The following is a 19501-nucleotide window of genomic DNA, read 5'->3' as shown; positions in this document are numbered from 1 at the left end:
GGCGCTTGCGATGGCCTTGCTCCGAAAGGAGCAGGGCCATGGATGCACGGGACACGAGGTGGGGCGAGGCGAAGCTGGACGTGGGGAAGGTGTTCCGCTGGTGCCTGCTGCACGTGGGGGCCGTCGCGGGCGGCTTGTGGTTCTTCTCGTGGAGCGCGGTGGTCGTGTTCGCCGTGCTGACGGTGGTGACGATGTGCCTCGGCGTGTCGGTGGGCATCCACCGCGGGCTCATCCACCGCGCCTTCCGCGCGCCGCTCGCGGTGGAGCGGACGCTGGGCCTCGTGGGCACGCTGGCGGGCCTGGGTGGCGTCATCGGCATGAGCCGCATGCACCACCTGCGTGACTTCCATCAGAACCAGCCGGAGGCGGACTGCCCGCCGTACTTCGCCTACCGCGACGGCTTCGCGCGCGTCATGGCGTATGCCCTCTTCTACACGTGGCACACGCGGGACGCGGCCGTGTACCCGCCCGTGGAGCCGCGCGTGGCCGAGGACTCGTTCTTCCGCACGCTGGAGCGCGCGGGGCTGTGGCTCCAGGTGCCGCTCACGCTGGCGCTGTATGGGATTGGTGGCGCTTCGTGGGTGGCCTGGGGCGTCTTCGTGCGGCTGGCGCTCACGCAGGATGGCTTCTGGTGCATCCACTACGTCAGCCATGTCGAGGGCGAGCAGCCCTATGAATTGCCCGGCTGCGCGGAGCAGGGGCGCAACGCGGGGTGGCTCGCGCTCGTGAGCATGGGCGAGTCGTGGCACAACAACCACCACGCGTATCCGGGCTCGGCGCAGATGGGGCTCGGGTGGCGGCAGCCGGACCCGGGCTGGTGGGCGGTGCGCGCGATGACCGCGCTGGGACTGGTGCATGACGTGAAGGGGCTCACGGACCTGCCGCTGCGCGCGGGGGCTCGCAGACGGAACGAGCCCCGGCGCCCCACGCCGCGGCCCGGTGGACGCAAGCCCCGCCCTCTCGCGCGGCGCCATGGAGGGCCGCGCTACCAGCACGTGTGAGGCAAGGCCCCGGCTTCAGAAGGCCCAGCCCACGGACATCTCCACACGCTCGCCAACGGACCAAGAGCGGATTTTGTGCTTCACCTCGCCAAACTCGTCATCCGTGCCCAGGATGGGGAGGCGCACTGTCTGGGTGTCGCGAGAGTACCTGGCGTCGAGCCCGGCGCCGAACTGGATGGCGAGCCCCCTCCCGACGATGGTGCTGTAGCCCAGGAGCGCGGCGCCGCCGGCACTCCATCCGCGCACGTCGAACGTGCCCGCCCACAGGCCGGGCCCCTCCTCGTGGTTCTTCGACCACTGGTGGGAGACGCTGAGCCGGGGCGAGAGCCAGAGCCCCTCGGGAGCCGTCCCCGTCAGGAAGAGGCGGGCCATCGGCTCGGCGCCAATCAGGTAGCTGGTCTCGTTGGACGCCCCCGGGAAGTTCTCCAGCCCGCTGGTGGCCACCGACCGGCTCTCCAGGTGGCCGATGCCCGCCCGCAGGTTGACTCCCACGGACACGCGCGGGCTCACCACCCGCTCGCCTCCGACTTCCAGTGTGGTGTCGCCAATGAGCGGCAGGACGGAGATGCCCAGGATGGTGCGGCGCGCCTCCGGCACCGGCGCCGACAGTTCGTCCGCCATGGCGGTCGCGGACGTGGACAGGATTGCGGTCATCAACAGCGTGTGGATGTGCTTCATCGGTGAAGAACCCCCTCTTTGGAGCGGCAGGGCCCGGCCTTCCGGACGTGTGCCCGGGCCTATTGCAACCCGTGTGCACAACCGCCGCTCAGAGGGGACACCGCGACTCGAGGGTGCCGTGCCGTGCCACCCTGTCGCGGCGGCACGGCGTGCTCCCTGTCACACTGACATTCCACGAGGACGCGCTCACGGGCACGTGGCACCGATGCTCCCCGGGCAGAGACAGTCCGCGCCGTTCTATTGCAGACTGTCCCCGACATGAACCGATGGAAGGTGGCGTTCTTCGCGGTGCTGGGCCTCTGGGTGCCGACGCTGGTCGTCGGGGCGTACCTGGTGGTGGACGGAGCCGTCGCGCGGACCTACATGCGTGAGGGCTACGCTGACTGCGAGGCGCATCGCGACTGGCTCGACGCCCTGCTGCGTGGGCGGGTGACACGCGCGGAGGTGAAGGCGGCCCGCCCCAAGGTCACGCATGCCACGGATGACAACAGCCATGAGCTGAAGCCGGGTGACGTCCGCGTGCGCTACGACGCGAACGGCCGCTACGTCTCCTCGCAGCTGGGCTCGAGCACCTCGCCGGCATACGCGGAATAGCCACGCCCCCGTCCACGCGGGACGGGGGGCCGAGCGAAGCTCACAGCTTCAGCACCGAGCTCTCACGGCGGAGCTGGAGCACGCGCACGTCCGGGTCCACCACCCACCGCTCGGGCGCGAAGTCGGCGCGCACCGTCACCTCCGCCTTCTCTCCCGCGCCCAGCACCACCGTCTTCCGCGCGTCGCGGTAGTCCGGTGACGGTGTCGCCGGGCCCTTCGCGGCCTCCTCCTCCGTCCGCTCCGGGTAGCGCTCGCCCTTCACCGCGGCCACCTCCACCGGCATGCGCCCGGTGCCGGCGTTCTCCACCGTCACCGTGGTCACCCACTGTCCGCCCTCCTGCTTCACGCTCGCTCCGGACAGCCGGTACTCCGGCACGTGCACCTCGTGGAACCACTGCTTCACGAAGGCGTCGTAGGCCGCCGCGTCCTTCGCGAAGGGCCGCATCGCCGCGATGAAGTCCTGCAGCACCGGGTGGTCCGCGCTCGGGATGTACTGGCGCAGGAAGGCCTGGAGGCCCGCGTGCATCGCCTCGCGGCCGAGCAGGTCCTCCATCATCCAGAACACCCAGCCGCCCTTGTCGTAGAGGACGGTGTTGTCACCCTCGCGCGTGTTGTCCAGCTTCACCAGCGGCTGCTCCGCGTCCAGGCGCCGGTTCTTCGCGTAGCGCTCCTCCAGCCGCTTCGCGATTTCCATGCGCAGCGCGGGGCCCTCCAACTGCTCGGCCAGCTTCAGCGCCGAGTAGTGCGATGTGCCCTCCGACAGCACCTCACCGCCCGGGCCCTTGCCCGGAATCAGCAGGTTGCCCCACCACTGGTGCGCGGCCTCGTGCGCGGTAATCAGCAGCACCGCGTTCGCCTTCGGCGTGCTCTTCGTCAGGAAGCCGATGCTCTCGGAGAAGGTGATGTTGGTGGCGAAGCCCTGCGCGTACGTGTCCAGGCCGGGGAACTCGGAGAGCTTCAATTCCTTCCATGGATAGGGGTAGTACCACTCGGAGTAGTACCGCCGCGCCGCGTCCAGCCCGCGCCGCATCTCCTCGACGTTGTACGTGTGCGAGGGGTGGTGGAAGACGGCCGTGCCCTCACCGCGCAGCACCGTCCACCGGCCCGCGACGATGTTGAACATGCTCATCGGGTGGTCGCTCTTCCACACGCTGACTCGGCGGCCGTCCTTCACCTCGTCGCTCTCCAGCACGCCCACCGAGTTGAGCGTGTAATCGTCAGGCCCCGTCACGCGGATGCGCGTGGTGAAGGGCGTGCCCGTGCCCCACGCGGCCTCCGTCTGTCCCTCGTAGAAGCGGTCCGAGTACACGCGCGGCTCGTACTTGTTCTCCTTCTCGTCCACGCCGATGTCGTCGCGGAAGCCGATGACGGGCGCGAACGACGGGCCGAAGCTGGTGAGCACCACGCCCGACGGCAGGATGAACTCCTCCACCTTCCCGCCGTCCTTCGTCGCGCCGCGCGGGAAGCGGCCGTGGAAGTCGAAGCCCACGCGCAGCACCGCGCCCGGCCGCATGCCTCCCTCCGGCCGGAAGACGTACAGCCGCGAGCGGTCCTCCGCCGTGGCCTCCTTCCCGTCCACCGTCCAGCGCACGTCCTCCCAGTGGTCGCCACCGGTGAGCGCGAAGGCCTCCAGCGCCTTGTCGTGGCGATTCACGAGCGTGTACGTGCCGCGCGTGTGGAACGTGCCGGCCTCGGGCTCCAGGCCCACGTCGAGGTCCACGTCCTGAATCGCGGGCTGCGGCGCGTCCTTCCACGTGGCCAGGTTCTTCTGCCAGTACTCCTTCGCGCGCTTCTTCGCCGCGTCGCCCTGCCAGCCCTGCCCCACCTGCACCGCCGCGCCGATGAGCGCCACCGCCGGCACCACCATCCACGGCGTCAGCCTCCACGCGCCGCGAAGCAGGCCACCCGGCTTCAGCCGCTCCAGCAGGCTCACCGAGTCCGGTGCGCGCCGACCATCCAGCCGCAGCGCCACCGCCGCGAAGAAGCCGGCCAGCCCCAGCGCGCCCACGCGGTTGAGGATGAGCGCCGTGCGGTCCAATTCGAACGGCCCCAAATCCGACCACCGCACCGAGCCCCACAGCGGCCAGTTCGTCGCCCAGTTCAGCTCACCGCGCACCGCGCCGAAGCCGGTGAGGCACAGCACGGCCAGCGCAATGCCATACGCGCCGAAGCGCCCGTCCGCCACCGCGCGCGCCGCGAGCACGAAGCACGTCCACAGCACGAAGGTGGGCAACAGCAACAGCCCCCAGACGATGGCGTACGGCACCACCGCCACCGGCACCTTCCCCTGCGCGAGCTGCACCAGCGACACCGCCAGCCACGTCACCGCCAGAATCGCCACGCCCACGAGGCTGTTGGCGAGCGCCTTGCCCAGCAGCACCGACAGCGTGCGCACCCGCGTGGCGTCATGGATGGGCGCGAAGAAGACGGCGCGCTCCCGCTCCAGCGATTCCACCGTGTAGAACATCAGCAGCAGGCACACGAGCGTGGACGCCTGCCCCATGCTCCGCACCGCGAAGTGTCCTGGCACCGCCAGGAGCGGCGTGTCGAAGGGCCCAATCGCGTTGAGCGCCTGCACCACCACCTGCAACAGGATGATGGGGATGAAGAGGTAGAGCCCCGGCTGCGACAGCAGGCCCCGCGCCTCCACGCGCGCCACGTGCCACAAGTCGCCGAGCAGGCTCGGCGGACGCACGCCCATGTTCAGCGACGCGAGCGGCGTCTCCTCGCGGAACGTCCCCAGCGGCGTGGCGGGCGGCACGTCCGCGAGCGTCTTCCCCTTCACCGGCCGCACCGTCGCGCCCTTGAGGCCCTGCGCCACGTGCCGCGCGCTCCACGCCACGCCGCCCAGGCCCACCGCGATGAAGCCGAGACGACTGAGCACGAAGAGCGCGTCCAGTCCCACGCGCTCGTGGTTGTAGAACTCCACGCCCCGGTCGACCTTCACCCACGTCTCGCTCAGCCAGCGCAGGCCCGCGGGCTCCACCGCCATGAGCGCGCGATTGATGCGCGGGTCCAACCAGCCGGGAGCCCAGTCCCAGAGGAAGAAGGCGCAGATGAACATCAGCACCACGGGCAGGAAGTAGACGAGCACCGGCCGCCGCGTCAGCTCGCCCACCGCGAAGGCGGTGCCCGCCATGAAGACGAGCAGCGGCACGCCGAAGAAGAGCGCCGGCCGCACGTAGTTGAGCAGCGACAGCGGGCCCCGGTACTCCGCGTTCTCTCCCGCCGGTACCACGTGGTGGAAGAACACCAGGAAGAGCACCATCGCCCCGAGCGCGAGCCCGTACGCCGCCAGCACCGCGAGGAACTTGCCCCACACATACTCGCGCGGCGTCAGCGGCGTGGTGTGGATGATGGGGCCCACGCGCGCCTCCTCGTCCGCGATAACGCCCATGCCCGCGCCCACGGAGATGAAGAACGTGTAGAGCAGGAAGGTGAGCAGGATGAGCGTCTGCGAGACGGCGAACTCGCTCGTCACCCACGCCTTCTGTCCGCCCACCTGGCTGGCTCCGGACTCAATCGTCACGTTGCCGGACGACAGGCCCCACACCGTCAGGAAGGTGATGAGGAGCAGGATGACGAACAGCGGGCGGCGCACCTGGTGCGCCAATTCCGTGCGCACCACGGTGCCCAGCCGGGCGGCATTCATCGCGCCACCTCGCGGGCGGGCGCGGCGTCCTCGGCGGGCGCCTGGGTGTCCTTCATCAACAGGAGGTACGCGTCCTCCAGCGTGGGCGTCACGCGCTCGAAGCCCGCGGGCACGGCCGCGTTCTGAGCGTGGATGCGCACGCGGTTGCGGCCCTCGAAGAGCACGGCCTGCGTGACGCGGCGGGTGCGCTGGAGCTCGGCCAGTTCGGCGGCGGAGGCGGTGCCCTCGAAGATGGTGCCTTGAATGGCGGCCTTCGCCTCGGTGGGAGACGTAATCGCAACCACGCGGCCCTGACGGATGACGGCGAAGCGCGGGCACAGCATGGCCACGTCCTCGACGATGTGCGTGGAGAGCAGCACCGTGCGCTCGTGGGCCACCTCCGCGAGCAGCCGGTAGAAGCGCAGGCGCTCCTCGGGGTCCAGGCCCGCGGTGGGCTCGTCCACGATGATGAGCTTCGGATTGCCCGCCAGCGCCTGCGCGATTCCGAGCCGCTGCCGCATGCCGCCCGAGTACTCCTTCACCTTCCGCTTCGCGGCGAACGTGAGGTTGACGCGCTCCAGCAGCTCCGCGGTGAGCTTCTTCAGGCCCTGCGGCGCGGTGACGCCCTTGAGCTTCAGGAGGTACAGCAGCATCGCTTCACCCGTGAGGTACGGGTAGAAGCCGAACTCCTGCGGCAGATAGCCGAGGTACGGGCGCAGCGCCTCCGGATGTCGGACGATGTCCGTGCCGTCCAGCGTCACCTCTCCCGAGGTGGGCTCCAGCAGACCCGCCAGAATCTTCATCAGCGTGGACTTGCCGGCGCCGTTCGGCCCGAGCAGCCCGAACATGCCGCGCGGCACCTCCAGGTCCACGCCGCGCAATGCGGCCACGGGGCCGGGGTACACCTTCACCAGATTGCGGAGGGAGAGCATGCCCCCATGTACGCCGGGACGCGTGTGCTCATTTCCGTTTCAGTGATGCACAACCCCACTGAACGGGCTTGCAGCCCACGACCTGCTTGGAGCAGTGTGCCGCTCCCCGCGTGAGGCGGGGCCCACACCCGAAGAAGGAGCAGCCATGCCCAAGGCGATTCCCGACGGCTTCCACTCTGTCACGCCGTATCTCGCGCTCAGCGACGCGAACAAGGCCATCGAGTTCTACAAGGCCGCGCTCGGCGCCATCGAGCTGTACCGGATGCCGATGCCGGGCGGGAAGGTGGCGCACGCGGAGCTGCAGATTGGCAACTCGCGCATCATGGTGTCGGACGAGTTCCCGGACATGGGCAGCAAGGCCCCGAAGCACTTCGGCGGCTCGCCGATGGGGCTGGTCATCTACTCGGAGAACGTAGACGCGCTGGCCGAGCGCTTCGTGAAGGCCGGCGGCAAGGTGTTGAAGCCGCTGCAGAACCAGTTCTACGGCGACCGCTCCGGCCAGTTCGAGGACCCCGAGGGCTACAAGTGGGGGCTCTCGCAGCATGTCGAGGACGTGTCGCCCGAGGAGATGCAGCGCCGAATGGCGAAGATGGGCGGGTAGTCAACGCCGTCAGCATCCGGTGCGGACGGCTTGCTCCGCACCGGATGCAGCTAGCGAGTCGGCAGCTCCTGGAACGTAATGCCGCCCAGCTCCAGGCGGAGCACGGCCTCCTTGAACCTCTCGGTGCCGACAATCACCGTGGCGTAGTTGCCCACGCGGAACAGGTCCACATCCGTGGGCAGCGATGCCGCCTCCAGGATGGGTTCATCCGGCAGCCGGAAGTAGACCCGGCCACAGGTTGCACACGGTGGCGGCACCTCGGGCGGAATGCAGTCCTTGTGCAGCCGGCCGCGCGGTTCGACTTGGAGCTCCAGCAGTTCTGGCGGGTCCTTCTGCCGGAACCGCAGCTCCGTCCGGCAGCCCCGCAGTCCTCGCACGCCGTCCGACTGGAGTCGCTCCAGCGCATCCTTCCGCAGGAGCATCAGTGACGCTCCCTGCCAGGCCACCGGGCCGAACGCCCCGGAGGCACGCCCCACCAGAGGACCCATTTCCGTGCCGGGCGGCAGCGTCGAGTTCGAAGGCATCAGGGGCCGCACGAGCTCGCGCAGGCGTGCGAATTCGACGAAAGGCTCTGGCCTGGCCTTCTCGAACTCCTTCCGCGCTGGCAGTTGCGAGAGGTCCACCCCGGGGTACTGGTGTCCCGAGCTCGCCCAGGTGTTTCCGCACGTTGAGCACATCGCCCCGGGAAGCCCCCACTTGTGCGCGGCGTCGAAGCTCCCATTGAAGCGCGTCCGCTCCGCCTCGTCCTCACGCAACCAGAAGAACCGTGTCGTCACGTCTCACGCTCCAGGGCGTGAATCGTAGGGCTGGATGGGACCACCGATGAGCTCGAAACGGTGAATCAGCTCCCCCGCGCATTGCACTCCAGCTCCGCCCCATCCCACGCTTGCTGAATGGGAGCATTGGCGGTGGCACAGCCCAGCCAGGACACGGCAACCAACGACAGCCAGACGGCATGAAGCGTTCGCATGGCGCGCGAACGCTACCATCCCTCTGTCTATTACTGCTCAGGGAGCCCGCGCCCTCAGCCCCCGTGCACCACGCGCAGGAATCCACGCGAGGGCACGGCGGAGACAGACGCCAGCACCTCCGGCGCCGGCCACGCGTTGCGCGGACGGCCCTCGGCGATGAACTCCACCGCGGGCTGCACCACCTCCGGCGCATACAGGATGCGGTGGTGCCCCAGCCCCTCCGTGCGCGTCAGCTTCGCGCCCGGCCACGCGCGCGCAATCGCCTCGCCCGAGGCGATGGGCACCTCCCTGTCCCCCACATCGTGGAAGATGCGCAGCGGCACCTTCAGGAACGGCACGAAGGTGGGCAGCGCCAGGTTGCGCAGCGGCATGTCGAACCGCTCCTCCATCCGCGCCTGCATCCGCCGCTTCACGCCCTCCGTCAGCCCCACCGTCTTCGCGAAGTCCTCCAGCCCCCAGCGCGGGTCCGCCGGCGGAGAGAGGAACACCGCGCGCTCCACCTTCAGCCCGTCCCGCATCGCCACCGCCGACGCCGACGCGCCGAACGAGTGCGCCACCACCGCGTACGGCCCACCCGTCGCCCGCCCCACCCACGCCACCATGTCCGCCATCTCCGGCAGCGAGCTCCGGCTCCCCGATGACACTCCGTGCCCCGGCGCGTCGTACGTCACCACCGAGAAGCCCGCCTCCACCAGCGGCGCCACGAAGGCCGTGAGCTGCCCGCCGTAGCCGCTCCACCCGTGCACCAGCAACACGCGCGGGCCCTCGCCCCAGCTCCACACCGCCACCTTCTCCCCACCCAGCTTCAGCACCCGCTGCTGCCCCTTCGCCAGCACCGCCTCCGCCGTGCGCGAGCGCCGGGGCCGCCGAGGCGTGAAGAACAGCTTCTCCGCCCACGCCGTCGCCGCCCACGGCGCCACCGTCCCCAACCCCTTCGCCGTGGCCTTCACGCCCCACAGCGCCATTTTAGTCCGAACGGTCGTGCTATTTTCCGCCATGATGAGGTCCTCCTCGAAGGACACCAGGTGCAACAGGAAGTCAGTGGGTGGGGTTGCGGGCGGCCGTGAGCAGCGCCTCGAAGCCGCGCTGGGCCCGGGCATGGGCCTTCGGGTCCCGCATCAGCCGCTGCGCGTGGTGATAGCCGAGCATCACCGCGTACTCGTCATGGGCGAACTGCTCCAGGTCCAAATCCTTGCGGAAGTGCCCCTCCGCCACGGCGATGCGCGCCGCCTGCGTGAGACAGTCCAGCCAGTCCCGCTGGCTCTGCACCAGCGCGTCGCGCGCGGGCCCTTCCGAATCGTCGAGCTCCGCCGCCGCCGCCACGAAGATGCAGCCGCCGTCGAGGAGCTTGTCCCTGTCCCACGCGAGCCAGCCCTCGAAGAGGGCGCGCACGCGGGGCTCGCCCCGGGGCTTCGCGAGGGCCGGACGGATGACGCGCTCGGTGAAGACGTCCGTGGCCGTCTGGATGACCTGGACCTGGAGCTCCGTCTTGGACTTGAAGTGCGCGAACAGGCCGCTCTTGGAGAGATTGAGCTCCTCCGCCAGCCCGCCGATGCTCAGCCCCTGCAGGCCAACACGGCTCGCGAGCTGGACGGCCCGCTCGAGGATGGCCTGGTGGGTGAGCTCTCCCTTGCGCATGGAGCTTATTTAGAACGCCCGTGCTTTTTCTGCAAGCCCATCTGCGGCAGTAGGCGACTCAGCCCTCGGTGTTGCGGAGGAAGTCGGCCACCTGGGCGAAGCGCTCGTCGAGGAAGCGACGCAGGCCTCCGGTGATACCGCGCGCGTCCAGGGCGCGCTGCATGGAGCGCAGCCAGGCGTCGCGCATGGCGACGTCCACGGGCAGGTGGCCGTGGCGCATGCGCAACCTCGGGTGGCCGTGGCGCGCGGAGTAGTGCTGGGGCCCGCCCAGCCAGCCCATGAGGAAGAGGCCGAAGCGCTCGCGCGAGCCCGCATTCACCCGGCCCTGCTCGTCCAGCTCGTGCAGCTTCGCCAGCGCCGGCTCCTCTGCGTCCATGGCGTCGTAGAAGGCATTCGCGAGCGCGCGCGTCGCCTCCTCCCCGCCGAGCCGCTGGTACGGCGTGTCTTCCAGGGTGGGCACCCAGTCATCCGAGGGGGGCAGCTTCAGCTCAACGGTCATGGCTTCCTTCAACGTCGAGGAGACAGTGCGCCATCCTGTCGCGGAGGCACGCCCGACGCACGCGCAACGATTGCGCGCCTGGAGGACGGACGAGGTGGCGAGCGGCGTACACCCCGTCCGGCGGAGAATTGACCGCGTGAAGAGGGGGTTGCTAAGGCCTCGACCCTCTCGTGAATCCCTCCTCCGGCGTCACATCGCCCGAAGCCCCCCCACTGCCCTCGGTCTGGGTGCTGGACGACAGCCCGGCGGAGACGGAGGTCATCCGGCGCGCGCTCGCGCCTACCTGTGACGTCTCCACCTTCGCGGACGGGCCGGCGCTGCTGGAGGCCCTGGGCCCACGGGCCATGCCCGAGGTGCTGGTGGTGGACTGGTTCCTCCCCGGCATGACGGGGCTGGAGGTGTGCCGCTTCCTGCGCGGCAACCCCGCCACCTCGAACCTGCCCGTGCTGTTGCTCACCTCCAACACGCACCCGGATGACGTGGTGGAGGGGCTGACGGCGGGCGCCAACGACTACGTCTTCAAGCCCTTCCGTCCGGCGGAATTGGCCGCGCGCGTGGGAGCGCTCGCGCGCTGGGAGCGCTCGCGGCGGCAGGCCCTGGAAGATGAGCGCGCGCGACGGCTGCTCGTCGAAGGCACGCTGTCCGAGGTCCAGGTGGCGGAGGAGCGCGCGTGGCGCAGCGAATTGCGCTTCCGGCTGGCGGCGCGCGCCACGCGAGACGCGGTGTGGGAGTGGGACCCGCGCTCGAACTCGGTGGACTGGACGAGCGGCGTGCACGAGGTGTTCGGCTACGCGCCCTCGGCGGTGCGCGACACCTTCCAGTGGTGGGTGGAGCGGCTGCACCCGGAGGACCGCGCGCGCGTGCTGCGGGGCCTCGAGGCGACGCTGGCTGGCACGGAGCACGAGTGGCAGGACACCTACCGCTTCCAGCGCGGGGACGGCTCGTGGGCGCACGTGGTGGACCGGTGCCACATCGTCCGCGACGCGCGAGACGTGGCGGTGCAGGTGGTGGGGGCGATGCAGGACGTCACCGAGCACTACGAGGCGGAGGCCGCGCGCGCCCGGCTTCTGGAGCTGGAGCGCCGCGCTCGCGAGGAGGCGGACCGGCAGCGCGCCCTGCTGGCCACCCTCTTCGAGCAGGTGCCCGCGCTGCTCGGCGTGCTGCGCGCTCCGGACCAACGCTTCGAGGTGGCCAACGCGCGGATGCGGCAGCTCCTCGGAGCCCGTCCGCTGGTGGGGCGCCCCATCCGCGAGGCCCTGCCGGAGCTGGAGGGACAGGGGCTGCTGGAGCAGCTGGACACGGTGTTCGCCACGGGCGAGCCCTTCAGCGCCCGGGAGATGCCCGCGCGCGTGGACCGGCACAACGACGGCACGCTGTCCGAGGGCTACTTCGACTTCATGTACCAGCCCATGCTGGACGCGGCGGGCCGGGTGGAGGCCGTCATCCTCTTCGCGGTGGAGGTGACGGACACGGTGCGGGCGCGGCGCAAGGAGTCCGAGCTGGCCGGTGCGCTGCGCGAGAGCGAGCAGCGGCTGCGCTCGGCGCTGGCGGCGGCCAACGTGGGGACGTGGCGGTTGGATTTGAAGTCGCGGACGGAGATGCGCGACGCGAACTTCAACCGGATGCTCGGACTGGAGGCGCGCGAGGCCGTCTTCCCGGTGGAGGACTTCTTCTCCCGCGTCCACCCGGAGGACCGGCCCTCCGTCGAGGCGCACACCGAGCGCGCCATCCGCGAGCGCGGCGCCTTCGAAGCGGAGTACCGCATCCTCCGCACGGACGGCGCGGTGCGATGGATTCGCGACCAGGGGCGGGTGCTGCTGGACGCGCGGGGCGAGCCCACGCACCTCACCGGCGCGCTGGCGGACATCACCGAGCCGAAGCGGCTGACGGCGGAGATGCGCGCTCGGGCGGACTTCGAGCGGCAGCTCATCGGCATCGTCAGTCACGATTTGCGCAACCCGCTGAGCGCGATAACGCTGGCGGTGTCGGTGCTGTTGCAGCGGGGCCGGCTGGACGAGCGGATGGAGCGGCACGTGCAGCGCATCCACCGCTCGGCCGAGCGGGCGACGCGGATGATTCGCGACCTGCTGGACTTCACGCGGGCGCGGCAGGGCGGAGGCATTCCGGCGTTCCCCCGCGCGGTGGACCTGCACGAGGTGGTGCACGCGGTGGTGGACGAGGTGCAGGCGGCATCACCGGAGCGGCGCATCCGGGCGGAGTCCGCGGGGAGCGGCGCGGGGACGTGGGACCCGGACCGGCTGGCGCAGGCGCTGGGCAACCTGGTGGGCAATGCGTTGCAGTACAGCCCGCCGGACACGGCGGTGCGCGTGGTGGCGCGGGGCACGGAGCACGGCGTGGAGGTGGCGGTCCACAACGAGGGGACGCCGATTCCGCCGGAGCAGCTCCCGCGCATCTTCGAGCCGCTGGAGCGCGGCGCTGAGCGGCCGGAGGACCGCGGAGGCCGGAGCATCGGCCTGGGGCTCTACATCGTCCGCAGCATCATCCAGGCGCACGGAGGCACGGTGGACGTGACGTCCACGGCCGAGGCGGGCACCACCTTCACCGTGCGCCTTCCGCGCCATGCCCCGGTGTCCGCCACCGCGGGCCGTGTGGACGAGGCAGCGGGGTAGCTACGCCGCCCAGCGCTTCGGGCGACGCTTCAGCGTGGTGAGGCCCAGCCGGTCGCACATCGCCTCGAAGCGCTCTCGCGGCACGCCCTTCCACTCCAGGTCCGCCAGCGACGCCGTGCCGGGCAGCGGCGCATCCGTCACCAGCGTGGCCAGCTTGCGGTACAGCAGCGCATCCTCGCGGTGCTCGCGCAGCGTCGCCGCCAGCTTGTCCGCGCCGCGCGGGCGCGCCGTCCAGGAAGAGGCCTCGGCGGGAATCGCCTCCAGGTGGCCGTACGCGCTCAGCAGCGCCGACGCGCCCTTCTCACCGAAGCCCGGCAGCCCGGGGATGCCGTCCGCGTCGTCTCCCATCAGCGCCAGCAGGTCCGGCACGCTCGCGGGCGGCACGCCCAGCTTCGCGCGCACCCCGTCCTCGTCGAACTCCTTCTCCTGCCGCCGGTCCACCTGCACCACCTTCCGGCCCCGCACGCACTGGCCCAGGTCCTTGTCCGGCGTCATCAGGCGCACCTGCTCCACTTCGCCCGCGAAGCGCGCCGCCGCCGTGGAGAGCGCGTCGTCCGCCTCGAATTCCTTCATGGACCACGCCGTGACGCCCAGCGCTCGCACCGCCTCTTCCGCGAGGTCGAACTGCGCGTGCAGCTCCGGCGGCACGCCCTCGTCGCTCTTGTAGCCGGCGAACAGCGCGTTGCGGAACGAGCGGATGGGGTTGTCGAACGCCACCGCGATGTGCGTCACCGACTCCGCCGCGTCGTGCAGCAGCATCAGCAGCGACGACATCAATCCCACCGACGCCTTCACGTCCTGCCCGCCCGGTGCCGAGTGGCCGGGCCGGGGCGAGAAGTGGGCTCGGTACAGCTCATACGTCCCATCCACGAGGTGCAGGCGCATACCGCGCGGTCTACCTCCGCCGGGTGCGCCGAAGCCAGTCCCCACCCGCGCCGTGGCAAGGGGACTCGCACCCGGGGGCCGGGGCCCGCGTGCCTGCCCGCCCCCTCTTCAGGCATCTCACTCCCGGATGGATTGCCGGCCTGGAGGGGCAGCCCCACCTCTGGCCTTGGGCGCGACGTCCCGCGCCCGGTGTTGCCGTGACGGCTGGAGGTGAACCGTGCGCCCGAAGCTGCTTGCCGCCGTGCTGTGCCTGACCCTTTTCGGGTGTGCCAGCAAGCAGGTTGTTCCCGTCCCCAATGAACGCCGCGTCCAGGCCGAGGCCTCGCTGAAGGCCGCGGAGAACGCAGGCGCCGACCGCGTCCCACAGGCCGCCCAGCACCTGGAGTTCGCCCGGCAACAGGTCGCCGATGCCGAGCGGCTTCTGGTCGAAGGCGAACAGGAGGCCGCGGAGATGCGCTTCATGCAGGCCCAGGCGGATGCGGACCTGGCGCTCGCGCTGGCCCGCTCGATTCCCCTCGAGCGTGAGGCGCAGCGGGCCACCCAACAGGCCGAGGCCGCGCGCCGCAGCCTCCAGTGAGCCGTCCACCCCGAGAGGAGAGCGTCATGGAGCGTTGGAAGCGTGGATGGAAGGCCCTCGTCGGGGCCACGGCGTGGGTCGCGGTGGGCTGCGCGTCAGGACCGCCGCCGAAGGAGTTGATGGACGCTCGCTCTGCGTACCAGGAGCTGTCCACCAGCCCGCAGGGACATGAGCGTCCGCAAGATGTCGCCGAGGCCCACGACGCCCTCCTGGAGGCCGAGCGCGAGTACGACAACAGCAAGGACTCGCCGCGCACGCGCTCGCTGGCGTACATCGCGCTGCGCAAGGCGGAGACGGCGGAGGCTCGTGGCAACGCGGACCTCGCCGCGCGCCAGCGGGCCCAGGCGCAGGCGTCGCTCGCTCGGATGCAGGCGACGCAGCAGCAGCGCGTCCAGGCCGAGCTGGAGGCGGCGCGGCAGCAGCTCGCCCAGGCGGAGCGTGAGCGGCAGGAGGCCATCGCGCAGCAGCAGCGGGCCTCGCAGATGGCGCAGTCACAGCAGGCGGAGGCGGAGCGCCTGCGGCAGGACGCGCAGCGACGCCAGCAGGAGGCGGCGCAACTGCGGGCCCAGGCCGAGCAGCGGCAGGCAGAGGCCCAGCGGCTCCAGCAGGAGGAGCAGCGCCGCATGCAGGCCGAGGCGGAGACGCAGCGACTGGCGCAGCAGAACCAGGAGCTCCAGCAGCGCACGTCGCAGCTCGAGCAGGAGCGCCTGGCCCGGCAGCAGGCCGAGCAGCAGGCCGAGCAGGAGCGGCAGGCGCGGGTGGAGGCCGAGAAGAATGCCACCGCGGCGCTGACGAAGCTGCAGGAGACGGAGAAGGGCCTGAAGGTGCGCGAGGAGGAGCGCGGCATCGTGGTGACGCTCTCCGGCAGCGTGCTCTTCGCGTCGGGCGCGGTGGACCTGTTGCCGTCGGCACGGGACCGGCTGAACGACGTGGCGGACGTGCTGAAGGAGACGCAGAGCCCGCTGCTCATCGAGGGGCACACGGACTCTCAGGGCTCGGACTCGTACAACGAGGACCTGTCCTACCGCCGTGCCGAGCGCGTGCGTGAGTTCCTGACGTCGCGCGGCGTGCCGGCGGAGCGCATCAACATCCGTGGCTTCGGCGAGTACCGGCCGGTGGCGTCCAACCAGTCGCCCGAGGGCCGGGCCAACAACCGCCGCGTGGAAATCGTCATCGAGCGCCAGCAGGCCGTGGGTGGCAGCGGTGCGCAGCAACAGGGCACGGGAGGTACGGGCTCGCAGCAGCAGCAGCCGTCGCAGGGTGGCGGCCAGGTGCAGCAGCCGCCGCAACAACAGGGCACGGGCGGCGCGGGCTCGCAACAGGGGACCTCGGGCGAGCAGCAGCAGTACCCGGGGGGAAGCGGCCTGCCGCAGGCCACGCCTCCGCAGCGAGGAACGACGGGCTCGGGCCACTCCGCGCCTCCAGAACAGCCCGCGGGCCAGAGCGGCGCCAACGTGCAGGGCCATGGCGGGAGCGGCTCGCTCGACACGGACGTGCAGGAGGGCGCCACTCCGCCGCAGCCCGGCGCCCAGCCTGGCGAGAGCGACACGGAGCCGCCGCGCTGAGCAACCCTCGCGGGTCGGTCTACAGTCGCGATGCCCTCCGCCCTCGGGAAGCAGTAGCCTCGGGGGCGGTCTCGCGCCATGACCTCCGACACCTCCGCCCTGCTCACTACCGAGCGCCTCCACCTGGCGCTGCTGCCGCCGGACGCGGCGTGGCGGGTGCTCGCGTATCACGAGGCCAACCGTGAGCACTTCGGCCCGGTGTCTCCCGCGCGGCCCGCCAACTTCTTCTCCGTCACCTACTGGCGCACCCGGCTCGCACAGGACCGCGAGGACTTCCGCCACGACCTGTCCCTGCGCCTGTTCATCCTCCCCCGCTCCGAGCCCCTCGCCACCGCGCCCGTCATCGGCAACATCTCGCTCACGCACATCCGCCGGGGCCCCCTCCAGGCCGCGGACCTCGGCTACGCGCTCGACCGCGACCACGAGGGCAAGGGATTCATGACGGAAGGCCTCCAAGCCATCTGCGACTACGCCTTCGACACCATGGGCCTGCACCGCCTCCAGGCCAACCACCTCCCGGAGAACCTCAAGAGCGCCGCCGTCCTGCGGCGCCTCGGCTTCGTCGTGGAGGGCTACGCCCGCGACTTCCTCCTCATCGACGGCCGGTGGAGGGACCACGTCCTCACCAGCCTCGTCGCTCCGCCAGACGACGCCCGCTGAGCGCGGGCTCACCGACGAAGCCCGCCACATTCCAGCCCTGCCCCCGCCGTCGCCCCCCTGCTCCGCGTGGCGCTCGACCCGCCAAACCCGCTACACTCAGAAACATCTGCAACAACGATGCATCACGCAGTCAGCGAGGGGAGGACACGCATGCGTCTGATGAAGGTGGGACTCGTAGTGGGCGCGCTGTGCTTCATGGCCTGTGGTGGCGCGGAGGCGCCGGAGGCGAACCCATCCGTGAGTCAGGAGCCCTCGGTGGAGGCTCCAGGGGATGTCTCCCAGTCGGCCTGCATCACCTCGGGCCCTGAGTGTCGGTGGAGGAGCACGTCGACGGTGTGCTGTCCCGACAAGTGCGGCACCATCGGCGTCTACGAGTGCCGGGAATGCACGCTGTGCGAGGGACAGACGCAGCCCACGTGCACGCCCTACAACACGGTGCAGACCGTGTGCGCTCGCGGCTGAGCGCATCCGTCGCGGGGCCGCGGTCAGGCCGCGCCCCGTCCACCGGGACCTAGCGCATCGGCACCGACATCTTCGGGCTCGGGATGTTCGGCGGCGGCAGGTGCGCGTCGAACCACTCCACCATCCGTATCGTCCGGTCCTTCGCATGCTCCGGCTTGCGCAGCCCGTGGCCCTCGTCCGCGTAGATGACCAACTGCGTCTCCACGCCCAGCGACTTGAGCGCCTTGAAGAACTCGTAGCTCTGCGACGCCGGCACCTCCACGTCCCGCTCGCCGTGCTGGAGCAACGTCGGCGTGCGCACCAGCTTCACGAAGTTGATGGGCGAGCTGCGCGCGTACACGTCCGGCTCGTCGTACACGGACGCGCCGAAGTACGGCAGCATCCACGTGTCGATGTGGTTCGTCCCGTAGTAGCTCTGCCAGTTGGAGATGCCCGCGCCCGCCACCGCCGCCCGGAAGCGCTGCGTCTGCGTCACCGCCCACATCGTCATGTAGCCGCCGTAGCTCCACCCCGTCACGCCCAGCCGCGACGCGTCCACCGGCTCGCTCGCCAGCACCGCGTCCACGCCCGACATGATGTCGCGCAAGTCCCCGTACCCGAAGTCCCGCCGGTTCGCCTGCACGAACTCCTCCCCCTGCCCGAAGCTGCCGCGCGGGTTGGGGAAGAACACGTAGTAGCCCTGGCTCGTCAGCAGCAGCGCCTGCGGATGGAAGCCCGGCAGCACCCCCGACGCCGGCCCGCCGTGAATCGCCGTCACCATGGGCGCCTTCGTGCTGCCCACCGGCGCCGTCGGCGGCGCCAGCAGCCACCCCTGCACCTCGTGCCCCTCGTTCTTCCACGTCACGCTGCGCACCACGCCCACCGGCAGCTTCACGTCCTCGTTGTGGTGGGTCACCGGCTTCCACCCGCCCACCGGCCCCACCCAGACGTCCGGCGCGCGCGTGAAGGACTCGCGCAGCACCGCGCTCGTCACGCCGTCCTCCGCCAGCGACGCGCCCACCACGCCGCCCGCGCTGATGCGCTCGGGGCCCCTCCACAGAATCGTCACCCCGCCCTTCACCGCGTCCACCGCCGCCAGCGCCGAGTCCCCCATCACCTGCGCGCCGAACACCAACCGCCCCTGCTGCATCCACTCCAGGCTCGTCGCCGTGGCCTTCATCCCCGGCGTGAGGTTGCGCGCCTTCCCGCCCCCCACCGGCACCGCGTACACGTCCCCGCCGTTGGCGCCCTGGTCGCTCATCAGCCCCTCGATGAACGCGAGCTGCTTCCCGTCGGGGCTCCACGTCGGCTCGGTCATCTGCCACTTCGGCGTGTACAAAAGCCGCGTGCGTCCCGACTTCACCTCCACCACGTGCAGCTTCGCCACCCACCAGTTCGCATCCCCCGGCGGAGGCGCCGCCGTGATGGCAAGCTGGTCGCTGTCCGGGCTCCACGCGTACTCGTAGACGAACAGGTTCCCCGGCGTCACCGAGCGCAGGCCGCCATCGTCCACGTTCACCACGGCCACGCGCCGCACCGGGTGGGCTTCCTGCACCACGCCCGTCTCTCGGGCCTGCGGGCCGGTGGGGCCCTTGGCGTGCTCGGCGCCCTCGCCCTCCATGACGAGCAGGCCGATGGAGTCCCCATCCGGAGACCACTTCGGCGTGGCCACCGGCACCGAGAAGGACGTCAGCTTGCGTACCGGCCCGTCCGACGCGTTGGCCACGTAGAGCTGCGCCGTCCCGCCCAGCCCCGCGTCGGAGAGGAACGCAATCCGCCGCCCGTCCGGGCTCCATGCCACGGACGACTCGTTACAGGAGCGCAGCCCCAGGCAGACGGTAACGCGTGCCGGCTTCGCGTCGGGCTCGGACAAGTCCAGCACCTGGATGACGCTGCCGCCCGGGTTCGCTCCACCCACTTCCGTGCCGGACTCCACCCACGCCACGCGCTTGCCATTCGGCGACAGCGACACCTGCCGGAAGCGCACCGTGCGCTGGAGCGCGTCATGGACGGAGTCGAGCGACGGGCGGAGCGCCTTCGCCACCGCGCCCTGGAGCGCCACCTCCGCGCGGCGCACCTCGACGCCCGCGTCGGCCTGCTGCTGTGCCAACACCGGCCCCGTGCCCAGCAGCACCGCACCCAGTCCGAAGATTCGCGCCACCCGCCGCATGCATGTCCCCCAGGAGGTCATGGAAGAG

17 protein-coding genes and 1 pseudogene are annotated in these 19501 nt (G+C 70.8%); 8 read left to right on the top strand and 10 right to left on the bottom strand.

The window, feature by feature from the left end:
• The first annotated feature begins 38 nt into the window (after window positions 1–38).
• Entirely contained in the window at window positions 39–1001 is a 963-nt protein-coding gene (locus ACVTJA_RS02775) for an acyl-CoA desaturase (protein ID WP_465833560.1), read from the top strand.
• A 15-nt stretch (window positions 1002–1016) separates the two neighbouring features.
• Here the strand turns inward: ACVTJA_RS02775 and ACVTJA_RS02770 are convergent, their stop codons facing one another.
• Window positions 1017–1679: a hypothetical protein gene (locus ACVTJA_RS02770; RefSeq protein ID WP_465833558.1), complete on the bottom strand. Its 663-nt coding sequence runs from the start codon at window positions 1677–1679 to the stop codon at window positions 1017–1019.
• Between the two features lie 258 nt (window positions 1680–1937).
• Between ACVTJA_RS02770 and ACVTJA_RS02765 the strand changes: the two genes are divergently transcribed.
• Complete coding sequence (locus tag ACVTJA_RS02765; protein WP_465833556.1) at window positions 1938–2273, top strand: hypothetical protein; 336 nt, start codon at window positions 1938–1940, stop codon at window positions 2271–2273.
• 40 nt (window positions 2274–2313) lie between these two features.
• On the opposite strand, the gene ACVTJA_RS02760 is transcribed toward ACVTJA_RS02765, so the two are convergent.
• A complete protein-coding gene (locus tag ACVTJA_RS02760; RefSeq protein WP_465833554.1) occupies window positions 2314–5925 on the bottom strand; it encodes an ABC transporter permease/M1 family aminopeptidase in 3612 nt (1203 codons plus the stop codon).
• Window positions 5922–6836 carry an ABC transporter ATP-binding protein gene (locus ACVTJA_RS02755; protein ID WP_465833552.1) on the bottom strand — a complete coding sequence of 305 codons (915 nt, stop codon included), beginning with the start codon at window positions 6834–6836 and terminating at the stop codon, window positions 5922–5924. Before ACVTJA_RS02755 ends, ACVTJA_RS02760 begins: the two co-directional genes overlap by 4 nt.
• Window positions 6837–6981: 145 nt before the next feature.
• Here ACVTJA_RS02755 and ACVTJA_RS02750 point away from each other — a divergent pair, with 145 nt between their 5' ends.
• On the top strand, window positions 6982–7437 hold the full coding sequence (locus tag ACVTJA_RS02750) for a VOC family protein (RefSeq protein ID WP_465833550.1): 456 nt from the start codon (window positions 6982–6984) through the stop codon (window positions 7435–7437).
• Window positions 7438–7487: 50 nt separating this feature from the next.
• Here the strand turns inward: ACVTJA_RS02750 and sitI6 are convergent, their stop codons facing one another.
• From sitI6 to ACVTJA_RS02725, 5 genes and pseudogenes are all read right to left on the bottom strand, one after another.
• On the bottom strand, window positions 7488–8213 hold the full coding sequence (sitI6, locus tag ACVTJA_RS02745) for a SitI6 family double-CXXCG motif immunity protein (protein WP_465833548.1): 726 nt from the start codon (window positions 8211–8213) through the stop codon (window positions 7488–7490).
• 3 nt (window positions 8214–8216) lie between these two features.
• Window positions 8217–8291: pseudogene (locus tag ACVTJA_RS02740) on the bottom strand (SitA6 family polymorphic toxin lipoprotein); the annotation flags it as partial.
• A gap of 170 nt (window positions 8292–8461) precedes the next feature.
• Window positions 8462–9373 (bottom strand): alpha/beta hydrolase, encoded by a 912-nt coding sequence (locus tag ACVTJA_RS02735; protein ID WP_465833546.1) that lies wholly within the window; start codon window positions 9371–9373, stop codon window positions 8462–8464.
• A gap of 73 nt (window positions 9374–9446) precedes the next feature.
• Window positions 9447–10046 (bottom strand): TetR/AcrR family transcriptional regulator, encoded by a 600-nt coding sequence (locus tag ACVTJA_RS02730; RefSeq protein WP_465833544.1) that lies wholly within the window; start codon window positions 10044–10046, stop codon window positions 9447–9449.
• A 58-nt stretch (window positions 10047–10104) separates the two neighbouring features.
• The gene (locus tag ACVTJA_RS02725; protein ID WP_465833542.1) at window positions 10105–10545 is read right to left on the bottom strand and encodes a group II truncated hemoglobin; all 441 of its coding nucleotides are present in this window, start codon (window positions 10543–10545) and stop codon (window positions 10105–10107) included.
• Between the two features lie 170 nt (window positions 10546–10715).
• On the opposite strand from ACVTJA_RS02725, the gene ACVTJA_RS02720 reads away from it, so the two are divergent.
• Window positions 10716–13175 carry a PAS domain-containing protein gene (locus tag ACVTJA_RS02720; RefSeq protein WP_465833540.1) on the top strand — a complete coding sequence of 820 codons (2460 nt, stop codon included), beginning with the start codon at window positions 10716–10718 and terminating at the stop codon, window positions 13173–13175.
• Here the strand turns inward: ACVTJA_RS02720 and ACVTJA_RS02715 are convergent, their stop codons facing one another.
• Window positions 13176–14060, bottom strand: coding sequence for a 5'-3' exonuclease (locus ACVTJA_RS02715; protein WP_465833538.1), 885 nt, complete (start codon window positions 14058–14060; stop codon window positions 13176–13178). It lies immediately after the preceding gene.
• A gap of 217 nt (window positions 14061–14277) precedes the next feature.
• Here ACVTJA_RS02715 and ACVTJA_RS02710 point away from each other — a divergent pair, with 217 nt between their 5' ends.
• From ACVTJA_RS02710 to ACVTJA_RS02695, 4 genes are all read left to right on the top strand, one after another.
• On the top strand, window positions 14278–14637 hold the full coding sequence (locus ACVTJA_RS02710) for a DUF4398 domain-containing protein (protein WP_465833537.1): 360 nt from the start codon (window positions 14278–14280) through the stop codon (window positions 14635–14637).
• 26 nt (window positions 14638–14663) lie between these two features.
• Window positions 14664–16202 carry an OmpA family protein gene (locus ACVTJA_RS02705; RefSeq protein ID WP_465833535.1) on the top strand — a complete coding sequence of 513 codons (1539 nt, stop codon included), beginning with the start codon at window positions 14664–14666 and terminating at the stop codon, window positions 16200–16202.
• 78 nt (window positions 16203–16280) lie between these two features.
• The gene (locus ACVTJA_RS02700) at window positions 16281–16862 is read left to right on the top strand and encodes a GNAT family N-acetyltransferase (RefSeq protein ID WP_465833533.1); all 582 of its coding nucleotides are present in this window, start codon (window positions 16281–16283) and stop codon (window positions 16860–16862) included.
• Between the two features lie 150 nt (window positions 16863–17012).
• Complete coding sequence (locus ACVTJA_RS02695; RefSeq protein ID WP_465833531.1) at window positions 17013–17324, top strand: hypothetical protein; 312 nt, start codon at window positions 17013–17015, stop codon at window positions 17322–17324.
• A 49-nt stretch (window positions 17325–17373) separates the two neighbouring features.
• Here ACVTJA_RS02695 and ACVTJA_RS02690 read toward each other — a convergent pair whose 3' ends face one another.
• Window positions 17374–19473, bottom strand: a complete 2100-nt coding sequence (locus tag ACVTJA_RS02690; RefSeq protein WP_465833530.1) for a S9 family peptidase — start codon at window positions 19471–19473, stop codon at window positions 17374–17376.
• Window positions 19474–19501 lie beyond the last annotated feature (28 nt).

The organism is Pyxidicoccus sp. M6 (assembly GCF_055568925.1).
The sequence above is the reverse complement of the archived record's forward strand: the minus strand, read 5'-3'. Positions and strand labels throughout refer to the sequence as shown.

Bases quoted from the DNA above. Each gene is read 5' to 3' on its own strand.
- ACVTJA_RS02730 (WP_465833544.1), bottom strand. From the start codon at position 10,046: ATGCGCAAGGGAGAGCTCACCCACCAGGCCATCCTCGAGCGGGCCGTC.
- ACVTJA_RS02755 (WP_465833552.1), bottom strand. From the start codon at position 6,836: ATGCTCTCCCTCCGCAATCTGGTGAAGGTGTACCCCGGCCCCGTGGCC.
- ACVTJA_RS02705 (WP_465833535.1), top strand. From the start codon at position 14,664: ATGGAGCGTTGGAAGCGTGGATGGAAGGCCCTCGTCGGGGCCACGGCG.
- ACVTJA_RS02690 (WP_465833530.1), bottom strand. From the start codon at position 19,473: ATGCGGCGGGTGGCGCGAATCTTCGGACTGGGTGCGGTGCTGCTGGGC.
- ACVTJA_RS02765 (WP_465833556.1), top strand. From the start codon at position 1,938: ATGAACCGATGGAAGGTGGCGTTCTTCGCGGTGCTGGGCCTCTGGGTG.
- ACVTJA_RS02760 (WP_465833554.1), bottom strand. From the start codon at position 5,925: ATGAATGCCGCCCGGCTGGGCACCGTGGTGCGCACGGAATTGGCGCAC.
- ACVTJA_RS02725 (WP_465833542.1), bottom strand. From the start codon at position 10,545: ATGACCGTTGAGCTGAAGCTGCCCCCCTCGGATGACTGGGTGCCCACC.
- ACVTJA_RS02700 (WP_465833533.1), top strand. From the start codon at position 16,281: ATGACCTCCGACACCTCCGCCCTGCTCACTACCGAGCGCCTCCACCTG.
- ACVTJA_RS02770 (WP_465833558.1), bottom strand. From the start codon at position 1,679: ATGAAGCACATCCACACGCTGTTGATGACCGCAATCCTGTCCACGTCC.
- ACVTJA_RS02695 (WP_465833531.1), top strand. From the start codon at position 17,013: ATGCGTCTGATGAAGGTGGGACTCGTAGTGGGCGCGCTGTGCTTCATG.
- ACVTJA_RS02715 (WP_465833538.1), bottom strand. From the start codon at position 14,060: ATGCGCCTGCACCTCGTGGATGGGACGTATGAGCTGTACCGAGCCCAC.
- ACVTJA_RS02735 (WP_465833546.1), bottom strand. From the start codon at position 9,373: ATGGCGCTGTGGGGCGTGAAGGCCACGGCGAAGGGGTTGGGGACGGTG.
- ACVTJA_RS02750 (WP_465833550.1), top strand. From the start codon at position 6,982: ATGCCCAAGGCGATTCCCGACGGCTTCCACTCTGTCACGCCGTATCTC.
- ACVTJA_RS02775 (WP_465833560.1), top strand. From the start codon at position 39: ATGGATGCACGGGACACGAGGTGGGGCGAGGCGAAGCTGGACGTGGGG.